The sequence below is a fragment of the Microcoleus sp. CAWBG640 genome, assembly GCF_020883015.1.
Classification (GTDB): domain Bacteria; phylum Cyanobacteriota; class Cyanobacteriia; order Cyanobacteriales; family Microcoleaceae; genus Microcoleus; species Microcoleus anatoxicus.
This window is the reverse complement of the sequence record NZ_JAHRFC010000002.1, coordinates 146,554-163,319: the sequence shown is the minus strand read 5'-3', so window position 1 is coordinate 163,319 and position 16,766 is coordinate 146,554. Positions and strand designations below refer to the sequence as shown.

The 16,766-nt window shown below is 45.8% G+C and carries 18 protein-coding genes; 12 read left to right on the top strand and 6 right to left on the bottom strand.

The window, feature by feature from the left end; genetic code table 11:
- The first annotated feature begins 76 nt into the window (after nucleotides 1–76).
- The gene (locus tag AAFP11_RS02120) at nucleotides 77–1,234 is read left to right on the top strand and encodes an alanine--glyoxylate aminotransferase family protein (RefSeq protein ID WP_341735527.1); all 1,158 of its coding nucleotides are present in this window, start codon (nucleotides 77–79) and stop codon (nucleotides 1,232–1,234) included.
- A gap of 62 nt (nucleotides 1,235–1,296) precedes the next feature.
- On the opposite strand, the gene AAFP11_RS02115 is transcribed toward AAFP11_RS02120, so the two are convergent.
- The 4 genes from AAFP11_RS02115 to AAFP11_RS02100 form a co-directional block, all read right to left on the bottom strand.
- A complete protein-coding gene (locus AAFP11_RS02115; protein WP_340525937.1) occupies nucleotides 1,297–1,512 on the bottom strand; it encodes a DUF2949 domain-containing protein in 216 nt (71 codons plus the stop codon).
- A 588-nt stretch (nucleotides 1,513–2,100) separates the two neighbouring features.
- Nucleotides 2,101–2,613 carry a DUF192 domain-containing protein gene (locus tag AAFP11_RS02110; RefSeq protein ID WP_341735526.1) on the bottom strand — a complete coding sequence of 171 codons (513 nt, stop codon included), beginning with the start codon at nucleotides 2,611–2,613 and terminating at the stop codon, nucleotides 2,101–2,103.
- Between the two features lie 461 nt (nucleotides 2,614–3,074).
- Nucleotides 3,075–4,511: a 9,9'-di-cis-zeta-carotene desaturase gene (gene zds / locus AAFP11_RS02105; RefSeq protein ID WP_341735525.1), complete on the bottom strand. Its 1,437-nt coding sequence runs from the start codon at nucleotides 4,509–4,511 to the stop codon at nucleotides 3,075–3,077.
- 110 nt (nucleotides 4,512–4,621) lie between these two features.
- Complete coding sequence (locus tag AAFP11_RS02100; RefSeq protein WP_341735524.1) at nucleotides 4,622–6,262, bottom strand: hypothetical protein; 1,641 nt, start codon at nucleotides 6,260–6,262, stop codon at nucleotides 4,622–4,624.
- 164 nt (nucleotides 6,263–6,426) lie between these two features.
- Here AAFP11_RS02100 and AAFP11_RS02095 point away from each other — a divergent pair, with 164 nt between their 5' ends.
- The 4 genes from AAFP11_RS02095 to rlmN all read left to right on the top strand — a co-directional run bounded on the left by AAFP11_RS02095 (nucleotide 6,427) and on the right by rlmN (nucleotide 9,229).
- A complete protein-coding gene (locus AAFP11_RS02095; RefSeq protein WP_340524627.1) occupies nucleotides 6,427–6,780 on the top strand; it encodes an iron-sulfur cluster assembly accessory protein in 354 nt (117 codons plus the stop codon).
- A gap of 73 nt (nucleotides 6,781–6,853) precedes the next feature.
- Nucleotides 6,854–7,270, top strand: a complete 417-nt coding sequence (locus AAFP11_RS02090) for a tetratricopeptide repeat protein (RefSeq protein ID WP_340524629.1) — start codon at nucleotides 6,854–6,856, stop codon at nucleotides 7,268–7,270.
- 347 nt (nucleotides 7,271–7,617) lie between these two features.
- Entirely contained in the window at nucleotides 7,618–7,815 is a 198-nt protein-coding gene (locus AAFP11_RS02085) for a hypothetical protein (RefSeq protein ID WP_340524632.1), read from the top strand.
- 304 nt (nucleotides 7,816–8,119) lie between these two features.
- On the top strand, nucleotides 8,120–9,229 hold the full coding sequence (rlmN, locus tag AAFP11_RS02080) for a 23S rRNA (adenine(2503)-C(2))-methyltransferase RlmN (protein WP_341735523.1): 1,110 nt from the start codon (nucleotides 8,120–8,122) through the stop codon (nucleotides 9,227–9,229).
- A gap of 85 nt (nucleotides 9,230–9,314) precedes the next feature.
- Here rlmN and AAFP11_RS02075 read toward each other — a convergent pair whose 3' ends face one another.
- A complete protein-coding gene (locus AAFP11_RS02075) occupies nucleotides 9,315–10,169 on the bottom strand; it encodes a lysophospholipid acyltransferase family protein (RefSeq protein WP_341735105.1) in 855 nt (284 codons plus the stop codon).
- Between the two features lie 414 nt (nucleotides 10,170–10,583).
- Between AAFP11_RS02075 and AAFP11_RS02070 the strand changes: the two genes are divergently transcribed.
- The 5 genes from AAFP11_RS02070 to AAFP11_RS02050 all read left to right on the top strand — a co-directional run bounded on the left by AAFP11_RS02070 (nucleotide 10,584) and on the right by AAFP11_RS02050 (nucleotide 12,258).
- Entirely contained in the window at nucleotides 10,584–10,745 is a 162-nt protein-coding gene (locus tag AAFP11_RS02070; RefSeq protein ID WP_341735522.1) for a hypothetical protein, read from the top strand.
- A gap of 234 nt (nucleotides 10,746–10,979) precedes the next feature.
- A complete protein-coding gene (locus AAFP11_RS02065; protein WP_341735521.1) occupies nucleotides 10,980–11,282 on the top strand; it encodes a UPF0175 family protein in 303 nt (100 codons plus the stop codon).
- Between the two features lie 104 nt (nucleotides 11,283–11,386).
- Nucleotides 11,387–11,584: a DUF433 domain-containing protein gene (locus tag AAFP11_RS02060; protein ID WP_341735520.1), complete on the top strand. Its 198-nt coding sequence runs from the start codon at nucleotides 11,387–11,389 to the stop codon at nucleotides 11,582–11,584.
- A 9-nt stretch (nucleotides 11,585–11,593) separates the two neighbouring features.
- Complete coding sequence (locus AAFP11_RS02055; protein ID WP_332946314.1) at nucleotides 11,594–11,887, top strand: DUF433 domain-containing protein; 294 nt, start codon at nucleotides 11,594–11,596, stop codon at nucleotides 11,885–11,887.
- Nucleotides 11,887–12,258 carry a DUF5615 family PIN-like protein gene (locus AAFP11_RS02050; protein WP_341735519.1) on the top strand — a complete coding sequence of 124 codons (372 nt, stop codon included), beginning with the start codon at nucleotides 11,887–11,889 and terminating at the stop codon, nucleotides 12,256–12,258. The genes AAFP11_RS02055 and AAFP11_RS02050 overlap by 1 nt, the downstream gene beginning before the upstream one ends.
- Before the next feature lie 85 nt (nucleotides 12,259–12,343).
- Here AAFP11_RS02050 and AAFP11_RS02045 read toward each other — a convergent pair whose 3' ends face one another.
- Nucleotides 12,344–13,747: a leucine-rich repeat domain-containing protein gene (locus AAFP11_RS02045; protein ID WP_341735518.1), complete on the bottom strand. Its 1,404-nt coding sequence runs from the start codon at nucleotides 13,745–13,747 to the stop codon at nucleotides 12,344–12,346.
- A 135-nt stretch (nucleotides 13,748–13,882) separates the two neighbouring features.
- Here AAFP11_RS02045 and AAFP11_RS02040 point away from each other — a divergent pair, with 135 nt between their 5' ends.
- Together AAFP11_RS02040 and AAFP11_RS02035 are read left to right on the top strand one after the other, a co-directional pair.
- Entirely contained in the window at nucleotides 13,883–15,832 is a 1,950-nt protein-coding gene (locus AAFP11_RS02040) for a long-chain fatty acid--CoA ligase (protein ID WP_341735517.1), read from the top strand.
- Nucleotides 15,833–16,159: 327 nt separating this feature from the next.
- Complete coding sequence (locus tag AAFP11_RS02035; protein ID WP_341735516.1) at nucleotides 16,160–16,609, top strand: YlqD family protein; 450 nt, start codon at nucleotides 16,160–16,162, stop codon at nucleotides 16,607–16,609.
- The last annotated feature ends 157 nt before the right edge of the window (nucleotides 16,610–16,766 follow it).

Here is a 16,766-nt window from a genome sequence, read left to right as displayed (position 1 = left end):
GGACACGGCATTGCCGTCTCCTCATTCACTTTTTGATTTATGCTACTAACTCCCACAGAAATAGTTAGGACATATCATGGATAACAAATCAATGCTGATGATTCCCGGCCCGACGCCGGTACCAGAAGCGGCTTTACTGGCGATGGCAAAACACCCGATGGGACACCGCAGCAAGGAATTTGATGCGATTTTTGCTGAATGTACCGAAAACCTGAAATGGTTGCACCAAACGAAGAGTGATGTGCTGAGTTTAACCGTTTCTGGTACCGGCGCGATGGAAGCTGGGATTATTAATTTCTTGAGTGCGGGCGATCGCGTTTTAGTCGGCACCAATGGTAAATTTGGTGAACGCTGGGCCGAAGTAGCTGAAGCTTATGGTTTAAATGTCGAAATCATCAAAGCTGAGTGGGGCTTACCTTTAGATCCCGAAAACTTCCGCGAAAAACTCGAAGCAGACACAGAAAAGCAAATCAAAGCTGTCATCATCACTCACTCCGAAACCTCCACCGGTGTCCTCAACGACCTTGAAACCATCAATCGCCACGTTAAAGCCCACGGTGAAGCTTTAATTATGGTCGATGCTGTCACCAGTTTAGGTGCTGCGAATGTGCCGATGGATGCTTGGGGAATTGATGTGATTGCTTCTGGTTCTCAGAAAGCTTACATGATTCCTCCTGGTTTGGGTTTTGTCGCCGTGGGCCCGAAAGCTTGGGAAGCTTACAAGACTGCAAAACTGCCCCGCTATTATTTAGATTTGGGCAAATATCGCAAAGAAGCTGCCAAAAATACGACTCCTTTTACTCCACCAGTTAATATGTTTTTTGGACTGCAAGTTACTTTGCAGATGATGAAAGCGGAAGGATTAGAAAATGTATTCGCGCGACACAAGCGGTTGATGACAACTACTCGCGCCGCTGTACAAGCTTTAGGTTTGCCCTTATTTGCTGCTGATGGTTGCGCCAGCCCTGCGATTACCTCTGTCATGCCGCCCGCCGAAGTAGATGCACAAAAGGTGCGGACTTTGATGAGAAAGAGATTTGACATTTCCCTGGCCGACGGACAAGACCATTTGAAGGGCAAAATCTTCCGAATTGGTCATTTGGGCTTTGTGTGCGATCGCGATATTCTAGCAGCTATTTCCTCCCTAGAAGTCGTGCTGCGAGAATTGGGTTACGAAGGCTTTGTTCCTGGTGCCGGTGTTGCCGCTGCTGCGAAACTTTTGGCTGAATCTTAATCCAAGTTGTTAAAGGATTTTAGATTTTAGATAAAATCTAAAATCTAAAATCTAAAATCCTTTTAATATGCTTGGGCCAACCAATCAAAGATTTTATCTAACTGTTCTAGCGTCACCAAACCGTACTGCCACAATACCATCGGCAGGGAATTCGGGTCGCGATCGCGTTGGCGCTGTTCGTTACCGCCCACACGTTCAGCGACATCAATTGACGCGCGAGAAATCGCCAAATCTTCTTGTAAAAATCGAATTAAACGAGTATAAGTAGCGGGTGTCATTAATTTTTCCTCCAAGTGTAGGACACCATTTTCTGATGCGAACCTGATGTTTTTGATGAGTAATAAGCCAGTTTAAAATCTGTCTTGAAACTGTGGATATCTGTTAAAACAGTATTTGCAGTTAAAAATGGAAATTTGGTTGCTGAGTGCGACTCTAAAGCCAACCTTTCCCCAAAAGTGAAAGGTTTTCGATTTTTGTCGCTGGGGGTTCGAGGGATGTGCGATCGAACCTAAACTGAATACCTCTGCATCTTGGCAGCGCGAATCTAAATCAATTCTGCTACCTACTTAAGACTACTAAACCAGGTTCAGAGTATAACTTCATCTGCCAAAATGCAGAATCCGCAAATCTACTTGATTAATCTAGGTTAGATTTGGCGATTCCAACCGCAACCTGCTATCTCAAGCAGTCCTGGACTTACTAAGATCGACATCGTAGCAAATCTTTTGGTACTTGTACTGGCTTAATTATTAATAATTTAACAGATTTAATCAATTTTTGTAAAGTTTCTAAATATTTCTCAAAATAATGGGCCATGTCCCTCGACCAATTTTCCGGGAAAATCAACCTAAAATGACTTAATTCGGTTAAATAAACTCGATCGCAATTCTATCGCCAACTTTGAGACCAAGTTCAGCAGCCCGCCCGCTACGGAGTTCGATGACTCGATCGACCATCGTATCCGGGCCATAGGTGGGACAAGGATCGGCAGTACAAGGAGGTGCCGCAGGTTGGATGGCTGTCACCACTCCATCCCGCAGAAAAATCATATCCAGAGAAATCTCACAATTTTTCATCCAAAAATTCACCCATCGCGCTGGTTTGAACTCAAACAACATCCCTCTGTCATCAGGTAGAGAAGTTCTATACATTAAACCCATAGCCTGTTGTTCCGGGGTGGTAGCGACTTCAAGTTCGATCGAGCGATCGGCTATCCTAGCTTTAGCGGAAACAGGTAAAACTTGACCTTGGGAAGCTGTCAATGTAGGCTGCAATGCCAAAGTAGCAGTAACCTCAGAATTTGCTACAGGCATTGTTGGCGAACATCCCAGCAAACATAAACCTAGCCCAATACCCAGCAAATTAGCAAAATAACTCATAAGTAGAAGGAAGAAGGAAGAAGGAAGAAGGAAGAAGAACCCCCCCTGCCCCCCTAGGGGGGAAATTCAGGAAGAAGGAAGAAGGAAGAAGGAAGAAGAACCCCCCCCTGCCCCCCTAGGGGGGAAGGAATATCAATTCCTCTCTTCATCGGAATTATTCATTTCTCTCTGTGTTCTCTGTGGTTAAATCACCTGACGGTGCAACGGTCAACGATATCATATAAAATCTTCTCTTCATCGGAATTATTAAACTCTCTCTTCTCTTCCTTCGCGTCCTTCGCGCCTTCGCGGTTAAATCATTCCGATATAACCGGAATTGATATAAGAAGCAAGAAGTAAGAAGGAAGAATTCAGCCCCCCTAGCCCCGCCCAAGGCGGGGATGGGGGAAATTCAGGAAGGCTATTGATACAGTAAGGTTTTGGGCCATCTGTATATGACGTTTAATTAAAAGGACTAAGGACTAATGACTGTAAGCTTCCAGAATTGCCTTAGCCGCTTGATGGCCAGAAAGTGTTGCTCCTTCCATGCTATCAATATAATCTTGCTGAGTGTAACTTCCTGCTAGAAAGAAATTGCCGATCGGCGTTTTTTGAGCAGGCCGATAAAGATCCATTCCCGGTGCTTCCCGATACAAAGATTGAGCCAGCTTCACTACACTATACCAAGTCATGTTTAATTCCCGCGCTGATGGGAATAAATCCTGAACTTGCTTGAGTACGTGTTGGGCGATCGCCTCATTGCTTTGTTTAATAAACGGATCTCCAGGAGTCAACACCAACTGTAACAGAGAACCTTCCCCTTCCTTATAATAATCCTTGGGACTTGTCAGCGCCAAATCAGCAAAACAAGAAAAATCTGCATCGGCGGAATATAGCAAATTATCAATTCCTACAGCATGACTTAATTGTTTGCGTTTGGCTTCATCGTCCAATTCCGTTACCCAACCGTCAAACCGCAATTGCACTGTCGCCACCGGCACAGCATCCAACTTGTAAATATTATCAAAGTCCGACCATTTCCGCCAAGCTGGGGGTAATATTTTTTGAATTCCAGGCACATCCAATGCAAAAACATAGGCATCGGCAGTAATAATTTCTTCAGTTTCCCCACTAGCTACAGCTAAGCCGGTGACGCGAGTTTCTGCACCTTCTTGAAACTGAATTTCTCGCACTCTGCGCCGCGTGTAAATTTTTGTGCCTTTGCTTTCTAAATATTCCACAATTGGTTTGTGCAAATATTCGCTAGGAGAACCAGCCAACATTCGCATCACCGAGGCTTCTGTTTTGGTGGCAAAGAATTGAAAAATTGTCAACATACACCGGGCTGAAATATTTTCAGTGTCGATAAAACCCAGGGCATAGGCGATCGGATTCCACATTCTTTTGAGGGAATTTTGGTTGCCACCGTGGCTGCGAAACCAGTCAGCAAAACTGATTTTATCCAAATCGCGGATAGTTTTCATCGCCCCATCAAAGTCGATCAAACCTCGGACGATGGGGCTAGTTCCCAGGGCGAGGGAATTTTGGATTTTGTCCTGTACCGATAGCTGAGATGTAGTGAAAAATGCCTTCAATCCGTGAAAAGGAGCACCTACCGGGAAACGAAAATCTAAACTACCTGTTTCGCCACCTCGATTGATAAAAGTGTGGACGTGTTCTTTCAGGAGCAAATCGTCAAAAGCTCCCACTTTTTGCATGAGAGCAAATAAGTTATAATAGCAGCCGAAGAAGACGTGTAAACCCATTTCAACGTGATTGCCATCTGGATCTACCCAACTGCCAACTTTGCCACCGACAAAGGGGCGGGATTCAAAAATTTCTACTTGGTGGCCTGCATCCACTAAATCGACTGCTGTTGTCATTCCAGCCAGTCCTGCACCTGCGATCGCAACCCGCATTTTCCCTATCCTTTAGTGTATTTTTACAAATTGTAACAAATTTAAGAATATCAGAAATTTGAGGAAAGACAGTTAACTGTCAACAGTCAACCGTCAACCGCCAACTAACATCAAAACGTCGGCATCAATTGCAGTGGCCCAATGCCTAAATCTTTAGCAGACACCCAGCGCACTTCAAACAAAGCGATCATATCTTTAAGTTGAGGTTGGCCGCGAGAAGCACCCATCAACCCTTTAGCAATCACCAAACCACACCAACCTTGAGTTGATTGACAGCGACGCTCCCATTTTTGGCGGGCTGCTTGATGCACTGGATCGTCTTCATTAAACTCTCCAAACAAATACAAATCGCCATTTTTAGCTTGCAGAATACCCAAATCATATTGCTCATCTTGAAAAGGATCTTCTCCCGGATTAAAGCAAATTGCCTTGACTCCTTCTGCTTCCTTCAAATCCTGAATCATGGTTTTTGCCTTCGGATGGGAAGTTTGAATCATCACCACCGGCAAACCATCTCCACTGGCATTAATATCAACTTCTGCACCTTGATAAAACTGGGCATTGCCACGCAAAAAATCTACCGTTGCCCAAGGTACGACACCGAGACTCAAAAATGAATTAGGCGGTACTAAATCGTCCCGCAGTGGAGGCATTTCAAATTCATCATCGTCATCATCGTCATCATCATCTTCCAGCATCTGCCACAATTCGTCGGATACCTCCGGCATCGTGGAAACTTTCACCGATACCTGCTGAGTTTCGCCGTCAGCCAGGGGAACGGGGATGCGGTAGCGGCTGCTGAGGGTGGGAAATGTTTCTGCTGCCAGTTTACGCCGACTATTGCGGAAAAAGCGGTGAAATGCTTCGAGAGCAACTAACATTGTCAGGGCTTCTTCTTCATAAAGAATCGATCGCAAACCTTCTAAAGGATGCAGGTTGCCAAAATTCGGTTCAATTTCCGATGGAGGCAAATCGGCTAAATCAATTTCTTCCTCATCTTCATCAAGTTCCATGGCACTTTCAAAGGTGAGAAACAAACAATCTTGCCCTAAAAAAGCCTGTTCCAAATCTTCAAAAGAATCATCATTAACGACTCGCTCTCGAAACCGCTTCAACGATTCTAGGGAGCGATAGAGCAAAACTCCATAATCCATTCTGCCCTGACCCAATACAGACACGTAAAGGCTGGCGACATCCCATTGATTGACTTCAATAGATATAATCTGATGTTCTCTCAAAGTCTGCCACGGAGCATCATGCCAAATTTGAGCAGCTTTTTCCATGAGAACATCAGCATACTCAGGAGGCAATTCAGGAGGTCTGTTGACGGCAACCTCTTCCATTCCCCGAAATATTTCGTCTATGAGGGGTAATTCCGGTACATAGTCGATCGCAATACCTAAATCTTGAAGTACCCCCCGCAGATAAAATTGAATTTCTCGGTTTTTGACAACTATTTTTTGAGGGCGGACTGCGGGAGAGGGACTTTGGGGATGTTCCATCGCTCGCAGCAGTGCCCGGACGATCGCCTCTGGGCCAGCATCCGGGCCCACCATATCCATAGCCCTGACAACCCCTTCAGAGCCATCTACCCAGAGAATGCACTCGCCACCACCCTCTAGGAAGTCATCATCGTCTACGATCGCGTGTGAGTCAGCATTAGACAAGGGTCGGCGATCGCCCTCCCACACGCTGGGAATTTGAGGTAAGTTTTGTAGCCGACGAAGAGTAGAGCGATTCAGCGCTGCCATTAGAGTAAGCCCGTTGGGTGAAGCATGGTTGCGGTGCCCCACTAAGGGTCAACCGCTGCCTTTCAATCATAAACCCTAGGGGGAAAGGGGGGGACAACACCTGTACAATGGATGAATTAAGATGAAACTCTTAGGATCAAATAGTATCAGGAGTTCAGAAAATTATGACTCAAGCCATTTCCCAAAAGCGGGGCATTCAAATGACTGACTCCGCAGTCCGTCAAGTATTGAGCCTGAGAGAAAAACAAGGCAAAGACCTCTGCTTGCGCGTAGGAGTGCGCCAGGGTGGCTGTTCTGGTATGTCTTATGTGATGGATTTCGCAGACCCCAGCACCGTCCAATCCGACGATGAAGTGTTCGATTACGAAGGCTTTCAGGTAGTGTGCGATCGCAAAAGCATTCTCTATCTCTACGGTTTAGTCCTCGACTTCAGCGACGCCATGATCGGCGGCGGCTTTCAGTTTACCAACCCCAACGCTACCCAAACTTGTGGCTGCGGTAGTTCTTTTTCTACATAAACCTGAAAATTGGGCAAACAATCAATAATTGCCCAATGCCCTTTTCAATTCCAAATTCCAAATCTCAACTCCCATGACCCCTGAAGAATTGTTTAAAGATGGTTTCGATCGCTACCAAGCTGGAGAAGCCCCAAAAGACTTGATTCCCCTGTTCAAAGAAGTGTGCCTGAAAGCGCCTAAAAACGGCAATGCTTGGGCTAGTCTCGCATGGCTATACCTATTGGAAGATAAACCATCATCAGCCCAAAAAGCAGCGAAAACCGCCGTTAAATTGAACCCTCACGACCCCCAAGCCCGGATCAACCTAGCAGTCGCCATCCTCGACCTGAAAGAAAAAGGAGTGCGGCCTCATGTAGAAATAACTCAGCAACTCTTGATGGCATCCGACGAGTTGCTAGAAGAAGTTAAAAAGAATTTTGAAGATGGGTTAAGCAGAAAACCGGACTGGAAGAGTCTCACCCGCGTTCAGCAATGGCTTTTTGAGCCTTAACCAGGGAAACCAGTCGATTTTTGCGCGGGGATCGCAGAAATCGGCTTGGGGATTTATTACGATGTCGTAATAAATCAATAAATAACTTTATGGAAATCTCAGGAAGGCAGTGCTAGTATTTGAAAACTTAGCTAATACGAACAGTGGGGCTGGACGCATTCCTCACTTTAAAATGCTGTAGAGGGAAACAATTGGAGTACCTTGAAGGAAGTTCTAGATATCCTTGACAGGACTCTGAAACCCAAACCAAATCGCTTGCGATTGGTGTGGGGGCGCCACACGATTCAGCAATCCGCCCAGCGGAGTACAGACTTAGTTAACAACACAGTACCAGGAGTTAGAAGACTATGAGCACTGAGAACCACGTTAATATCAAGCCAGCGACTCGCAATCACAAAGGTTTCTTTATTCAGCCAGCATCCTACAAGCTGATGAGTATCGATAAGTCTGGTTGGGCATTGATTTGCATAGACAAAGCAGTTTGTCATTATGTCGATCCTGATGACTTGCAACTACCGAATAAATCGGGAAATACTGAAGGTTAATCCAGCAGTTTTGAGAGACAATAAAATGCTTTACAAAAGTAGCTGCCCTCGATAGAGAGGCAGCATCTTTTTTTTGTTGACAGTAATTGGCAGAAAATATTTATGATATCAATTCCGGTTGTATCGGAATGATTTAACCGCGAAGGCGCGAAGGACGCGAAGGAAGAGAAGAGAGAGTTTAATAATTCCAATGAAGAGAGGATTTGATATGAAGTGGATTCTAGCCAACTTCGCCCCCCAAGAGACGGCAGCTTTGGTCAAGAAGTTTTAAGATAGAGGGTGGCTTTAAATTTTGTGATGACCTATGCCTCGTACTTCCGTTTCTCAGGTGTACTCTTCTGGTAATTCCAAGGGTGCAAATCAGTCTACCAAGACGGCTGCTTCTGCTGTTAATGCTGGTAAAATTCCGCCCTTGTTGGGGGCGAGTTTGGCTGAGTTAACGGAGTGGGTGCAGCAACAGGGCCAACCTGCTTATCGCGGTTCGCAGTTGTACCAGTGGATTTATGAAAAAGGGGCTCGATCGCTTTCTGAGATTTCTGTATTCTCGAAACAGTGGCGCGAGACTGTGGCGAAAATTCCGATCGGGCGATCGACTATTCACTATCGATCGGTTGCACCAGACTCCACCGTCAAGTATCTTCTAAAATTAGCCGACGGTCAAATCATTGAAACCGTAGGGATTCCCACCGAAAAACGACTAACAGTGTGCGTGTCTGCACAAGTGGGCTGCGCCATGGGCTGCGATTTTTGCGCTACAGGAAAAGGCGGTTTTAAGCGCAATTTAGAAAAACACGAAATCGTCGATCAAGTATTAACAGTTCAGCAAGATTTCGGGCGTAGAGTCAGCCACATCGTATTTATGGGGATGGGAGAACCATTGCTGAATGCAGACAACGTTGTAGCTGCTGTCAAATGTTTGAATCAAGATGTGGGAATTGGACAACGCAACATCACCATTTCCACCGTGGGAATTCGCAATCGCATCCGCCAATTAGCCGAACATCATTTACAAGTTACCCTCGCCGTTAGTCTCCACGCTTCCAATCAAAGATTGCGCGAAGAGTTAATTCCTAGCGCCCGTCCTTATCCTTTGGATGAATTAGTAGCAGAATGTCGCGAATATGTGCAATCTACGGGGCGCCGGTTGAGTTTTGAATATGTCTTGTTAGCAGGTGTAAATGATTTACCGGAGCACGCAGCGGAGTTAGCAACTCATTTGCGCGGTTTTCAGTGTCACGTCAATTTAATTCCTTACAATCCCATCCAGGAAGCAGAATATCAGCGCCCTACTCCCAATCGAGTTAATGGTTTTGTGGCTGCTTTGAAGGAGAAGAAAATTGCTGTTAGCGTGCGGTATTCTCGCGGGTTGGAGGCGGATGCAGCCTGCGGACAATTGCGGGCTTCTGAGGTGTAATTTTGGTGATTGGTGAGTGGTTATTTGTTACCAATGTCCGATGCCTCTCCTTCCTTTGGACCTAGAATCCTATAGGTGGCAATTTTTAATTGGCAATTAAACGGTCTAATTCCTGTTGCATTTGCATTGTAACTAAATCGAAACAAGCATCAACATAATCGCGATCGCCCGCAGCATCCGCACCATACCTCTCAAAGACGATGGGTTTGCACACGCGAGTCCGAATTTGTACGGGCAAAGGTAGATGGGGCAAAGGCCCAAAACTCAATCCCCAAGGCAATCCTAAATACACCGGAAACACCACCGGATCGATGCCAAATAACCACGGCATCCCCCATTCATGCAATTGCTTTACTTCCTGATAAAAATCTCCCAGCACCATCAAAGTATCGTGGGCACCGTGGGAGATAATTGGTACAATGGGAACTGTTTCTCGCAGGGCTAATTTAATAAATCCTTTGCGTCCAGCAAAGTAAATTTTATCGCGCAAGTGATAGGGACGGAAAGTATCTTCTGCGCCGCCTGGATAGACGAGCACTGGAATATTTTTGCGCAAAGCTGCGATCGCCATTTTGGGATGGGCCTTGATCGCACCACACTGCACTGCCATGCTAGCAAGCTCAGGAGAAACTTTCCAAACCGTCGGGTGCATTAATCCATAGGCTAACCTTTCGGTGCCGTACCTGTGGAACCATTCGTATAGGAACATAAACATATCTGGTGCCACAATTCCGCCGTTGTGAGAACCCACAACCAGCATTTTTCCGCTCGCTGGGACGTATTGCCAGCCGTCGCTTTCTACGCGAAAATAGTAGCGGTATAGCCACTCCCAGATCGGCAACATCAGTTTAATGAATTCGGGATTGCGATCGTCTAAAGATAAACCGTCAAAGCGAGAGGTTGTGCTGTGGCTTCTGGGAGTGGATGCAGAATATTTCATTGCTTGATGTTTCAGGGCGATCGGCGGTAAAAAAGTGTATTTTTATTATGGCAAATTATTGAAAGTTTACCTATAGTTATTTATAATAGCACCAAGGGCAAAACTCTCATAATGTTTATACTTACATCATCGTAGATATACATTTTCATATTTCCGCAAAAACCACCAATAATTAAACAACCTAATCGCCAATTTTATCAAAAAATAATTAATAATTAGGGGACACAATGAAGCAGATTGAAAATAAACAAATTCACAACATCCCCATTAAAATTAAATTATTAACTGGGAATAAAAATTAAAGGGTAGAGACAGATTTGTTAACTGTCCCTACCCAAGCACATACAGTTAGGATACATTTCATACTAAATTTAGAGAAAAGAATTTAATGTCACACAAATCACAAAAATAACTATGAACAGTACAGCATCTCCCATGACCGATCGCGATCGCGCTAACCTCAGCCACCCGATCGATTACAGTTCCATCCGATCCGTACCAGAAATTTGGGCGATCGTCCAACAGAAATTCGGTCAAACCGTCGCCCTCCACGACCCCCACCATTGCCGTGTCTGACCTGGCTGTAAAGTTTTATGGTTGAGTTGGTGGTTCCCACTTACAGATAGACTCTAGCTCGATCGGGGAAATTTTGGGAGCGATCGGATTTCCGCCAAGGTTGAACTCAGTGATTCGGATAGCTAAGCAACACAATAAAATAACAGATACTCGCACCCACTTCCTGCACAAATTGTCAACCAATCTACGGCGGGGAGTATATCAAATATCTGAAATTAAAAAGTACCTTAAATCATGCAAATTACGATCGACCTTCCCGACAATCTCCCCCTGACTGAAGCCGATGTGCGACTCGAACTCGCGATCGTACTTTATCACCAGCACAACCTCAGTCTAGATAAAGCCGCTCAACTTGCTGTAATGTCTGTGGACGACTTCTACCAACTATTAATCAGCCGCCATATCGTCACCCCGCCCGCAGATCCCGATGACGAACCCGCCGAACTCGTCCTAGCCAGCCTCCGTAACTCCCTCCAGCAAATTAAAGAAGGCAAATTGCATCCTATTTCTGAACTGTGGGATGGTATTGATGACTGACGAGACAGCCGAAATCCAGCTTCTCTTTTTCGATGACTGCAAAACACCTATGCGTAAGTCCTGTTTGTGCTAAAATTGAGAACAGAATTTAAAGGAAAAAGGCCATGTCAAAACAAGACATCGCTAATATCGTCACGATCGAACCTGGTAAGCGATGCGGTAAACCTTGTATTCGAGGCATGAGAATTACGGTTGATAACCTGTTGGAATGTCTTACTTCTGGGATGAACGATCGAGAAATCCTAGATAATTTCCCCTATTTCACACAACAGGATATTTTGGCTTATTTGAGTTTTTCGTAAGAGGTAAATATGTCAACAACTGCGATCGACATCGGCACGCTGGTTGTCAGTACGCCTGAAACCTGTGGAGGGCGTCCCCGCATTGCGGGAACTAGAATTTCTATCGCTCAAATTGCCGTTTGGCATCAACAAGGGATGAGCCCAGAAGCAATACTTGAAGAAATTTCCTATTTAAATTTAGCACAAATTTATGCAGCGCTATCTTACTATCACGCTAACCGCAAGGAAATTGAGGCTGATTTAGCTGCCGAATTAGCTGAGTACGAGCGATTGGAAGCCGATCGCAGGGCTGGGAGAATTTAATGAGCCAGATTCGTTTGTATTTAGATGAAGATACGCTCAGAAAAGCTTTCGTGCAAGCCTTGCGAGAAAATGGGATTGATGTAGTAACTGTCTCAGATGCCAATAATTTAGGACGTATAGATGAAGAACAATTGATATGGGCAACAGAGCAAGGTCGAGTCATTTATACTTTTAATAGTCGAGATTTCTGTCGGCTGCACGGGAGCTTTTTTGCAGTAGGTAACAGTCATGCAGGAATTATTGTTGTGCCGCGACAAAGTTATTCTGTTCGCGAACAGTTGCGCGGTTTGTTGAATTTGATTGGTAGCAAGTCTGCGGAAGAAATGATGAATCAACTGGAATTTTTAGGTACTTACATCAGGTCTGAATAAAGGCATTTAATATTAGGTACGATCGATCGCTGGTAATATACGGTTGAACGATCGATCGCATTTAAAAAAGCAACCAAATTCAGAGTTACCACTGACAGATAGACTCTGGCTTGAGAGGGCAAGTTTTGGGTGCGATCGGATTTCCGCTGAGCTGGAGCTTCGTCAGGTTAGTCAAGGATTGCAATGGTTTGATGTCGCTGATTTGATTGGCGTCGAGGTTGAGCACAGTCAGGTTAGTCAAAGATTGTAAGGGTTTGATCTCGCTGATTTTATTGTTGTTGAGACCAAGCGCAGTCAGGTTAGTCAAAGATTGCAATGGTTTTATGTCGTTGATTTGATTGCTGCTGAGGACGAGTTGCTTCAGGTTAGTCAAAGATGCTAGCGGTTTGATGTCCCTGATTTTATTTCCGTTGAGGATGAGACGAGTCAGGTTAGTCAAGGATTCTAGCGGTTTGATGTTGCTGATTTTATTGTCCCTGAGACTGAGCTCCTTCAGGTTAGTCAAGGATGCTAGCGGTTTGATGTTGCTGATTTTATTGTCAAAGAGGATGAGACGAGTCAGGTTAGTCAAGGATGCTAGCGGTTTGATATCGCCGCTCTGATTTCCTTCGAGGACGAGTTCAGTCAGGTTAGTCAAGGATGCTAGCGGTTTGATATCGCCGCTCTGATTTCCCTTGAGCCAGAGCTTCGTCAGGTTAGTCAAGGATGCTAGCGGTTTGATATCGGCGATCCGATCGCCACTGAGCCAGAGCTTCGTCAGTTTAGTCAAAGATGCTAGTGGTTTGATGTCGCCGCTCGGATTATTGATGAGGTCGAGTTCAGTCAGGTGAGTCAAGGATGCTAGCGGTTTGATGTCGCCGATTTGATTTCCTTGGAGGACGAGTTGCTTCAGGTTAGTCAAGGATGCTAGCGGTTTGATGTCGCTGATTTCATTAAAGGTGAGGTCGAGCACAGTCAGGTTAGTCAAGGATACTAGCGGTTTGATGTCGCCGATTTTATTGCCATTGAGGCTGAGTTCAGTCAGGTTACTCAAGGATGCTAGCGGTTTGATGTCGCTGATTTGATTGTAGCTGAGGTAGAGATTGGTCAGGTTAGTCAAGGATACTAGCGGTTTGATGTCGCCGATTTCATTGAAGGCGAGGGCGAGCTGTGTCAGGTTAGTCAAGGATGCTAGCGGTTTGATATCACTGATTTGATCGTTGTTGATGTAGAGCTCCGTGAGACTAGAAAGTTTTCGATCGGCCGCATCGCAATCATTAGTCTCTGCTTTCTCCAACAACACATCAACAGTATGTTTAGCTTCAGGAATCAACTTTGCTCGCGTGAGACACCAGTCAGCAAATGTTATTCGTCCACTGTTTCCCGGTTGCGGTTCTGAGACTAACGCCCAAGGTATATTTGTACATGATGCTAGCCCGATCGCACTAAAAGCAACTACGATCAACCTTGATAAATTAATGTGTTTTTGTGCAACTATAAATTTCATCATTTTGTATCCCTAATTTTCTAAAAAGACAATGGCAGGTTTCCCAACTGTCACGACACTGCCACAAAGTTCTAAAATAGCTCTGATATTAAACTTGTACCCAATAACTTTATCTCTCAAAACCCCGGAAAATACCCTATGAACGGCCCAGCGTCTTACACATTGTCTCAACTGACCGATCGCGATCGCGCCAACCTCAGCCGCCTGATCGATTACACCTCCATCCGATCCGTACCAGAAGTTTGGGCGATCGCCCAACAGAAATTCGGTCAAATAGTCGCCCTCCACGACCCCCACAGCAAGCCCGAAATCAAGCTTACCTACACCGACCTGTACCGACAAATCCAGCAATTCGCAGCAGGCCTCCAAGCCCTAGGCATCGAACCAAACCCCTCAGAAGCAATCCCTCCCCGCGTCGCCCTCTTCGCCGACAACAGCCCCCGGTGGCTGATAGCCGACCAAGGCATCATGATGGCCGGCGCAGCCAACGCCGTCCGAGGTGCCACCGCCGACCCCGAAGAACTCCTCTACATCATCCAAGACAGCGGTAGCACGGCCTTAGTAGTCGAAAACCGCGCATTACTCAAAAAACTCCAACATAGCCTCCCCGATTTGCCCATCCAACTCATCGTCCTCCTCTCCGACGAAGAACCAGAAGCCAGCCAAACCCTCAACACAGTCAAATTTTCCCAAGTCATGGCCACAGGGGCAAACCGCCCCCTCAAACCCAGCAACCACAAGCCTCAAGGCCTCGCGACTTTGCTCTACACCAGCGGCACCACCGGCAAACCCAAAGGTGTGATGCTCACCCACGGCAACCTGCTACATCAAATCACAACTTTCGGCACAATTCTCCAGCCCGAAGGCGGCGAAGGTGTTCTGAGTATTCTCCCCAGTTGGCACGCCTACGAACGCACTGTCGAATACTTCATGCTTTCCCAAGGATGCACGCAGATTTACACCAATATTCGCTACTTCAAACAAGATTTCAAAACTTACAAACCCCAGTACATGGTGAGCGTTCCACGCATCTGGGAATCGATTTACGAGGCAGTACAAAAGCAATTTCGGGAACAGCCAGCTAATAAACAAAAATTGGTTAGCTTCCTGTTATCTGCTAGCCAACAATACATAGAAGCCCGTCGCATTTTCCAAGGATTGACTCTCAATTTAAAACCTGCTTCTGCTTCGGAAAAACTAATCGCCCGCATCAAAAGCATTCTATTGTGGCCAGTCCACGCCGTCGCCGAAAAACTGGTTTACCAAAAAGTCCGGGAAGCTACGGGAGGACGTTTCAAATGGGCAATTAGTGGCGGTGGTTCTTTGGCGGCCCACTTGGACAATTTCTTTGAAATAGCGAATATCGGTTTGTTGGTGGGATACGGCTTAACCGAAACTTCCCCGGTGTTAACGGTTCGTCGCCCTTGGCATAATCTCAAAGGTTCGGCGGGACAGCCGATCGCCCATACGGAAGTTAAGATAGTAGACCCGGAAACTCGGCAACAACTGGCTGTAGGTAAGCGCGGTTTAGTATTGGCGCGGGGGCCGCAAATCATGGCTGGTTATTATCTTAATCCCCAAGCGACGGCAAAGGCGATCGACCCCGAAGGCTGGTTCGATACCGGCGACTTGGGCTGGCTGACACCCAGCAACGATTTAATTTTAACCGGACGCGCCAAAGATACGATCGTCCTTACCAACGGCGAAAACATCGAACCTCAGCCCATCGAAGATGCCTGTCTCCGCAGCCCCTACATCGACCAAGTTATGCTAGTCGGTCAAGACCGGAAATCTGTGGGTGCGTTAATTGTCCCCAATGCAGAAGCCGTGGAGAAATGGGCGGCAACTCAGAATCCTCCCATACACGAAATTGACTGGAATAGCAAGATAATTCAAGACTTATTTCGCCAAGAATTGAACCGCGAGGTGCAAAATCGCCCCGGATACCGCGCCGACGATCGCATTGGCCCGTTCCGGTTGATTTTGGAGCCATTCTCGATGGAAAATGGAATGCTGACTCAAACCCTGAAAATTAAGCGCCCGGTTGTGACGGAACACTACCGCGATATGATTGACGGGATGTTTTGAAAATATTCTCAGGGCATCGGGAATCGGGACAAGCGACAGGAGATTGAAGACGGGGACAGACTGATACCAATTTTTTGTGAAGTTGCACATATTCTGATCCCCCTGGCATCCCCTTTAATAAGGGGGACTTTGATCTCGATCTTGTCCCCCCCTTATGAAGGGGGGTTAGGGGGGATAAAATTCTACGGGGTCTCACAAAAAATTGGTAGGACAGCTAATAGCTTTTGAAGAATTAGCAACTAGCAGTTAGTCGCATTCAATTCCCAATTCCCAATTCCCAATTTCCAATTCCCAATTCCCAATTCCCAATAGACAAACAATAACTTTATGGAACTGTCCACACCAAAATTACTCTTGAAGCGATCGATTAACGTTAAAGTCGTCGTTACCCCCCGCTGGAAAGAAGAAGCTCAACAGCAACTCCAAGCCCAAATTAATCAAATCGACTCTCAGCTACAACAGCTAGAAATGCAAGGACAACGGATGATTTCTGAAATCCAAAAGCAAAGCCTGCACCCCCCTGGTCCTCAAGTAATGCAGCAAATAGAAAACATTCAAACCCAGGTTAATCAACGGAAAAGCGAACTGCTAGAACAAAAAAACCAAAACCTGCAACAACTCCAGCAAGTGCAGGTACTAGACCTGGAACAAGAAGTGAGTCAAGGTCAAATTGACGGTACATTCACCATCGGGTTAGGAGAAAACTTGATTCAAAAAATGCAAGTAGAGGTTCTCCTCCGTGATGGAGTTGTCCAAGAAATTCGAGGCGATATTTAGCAATTAGAAATTGGGAATTGGGAATTGGAAATTAGTAGTTAGTAATTGGTGATTGCTCAGTTGTTTTGAGTTAATACTCATATATCTTCGGACTATGAACTCAAAACAATCATGAGTTCCCAATTCCCAATTCCCAATTCCCCATTCCCAATTCCCC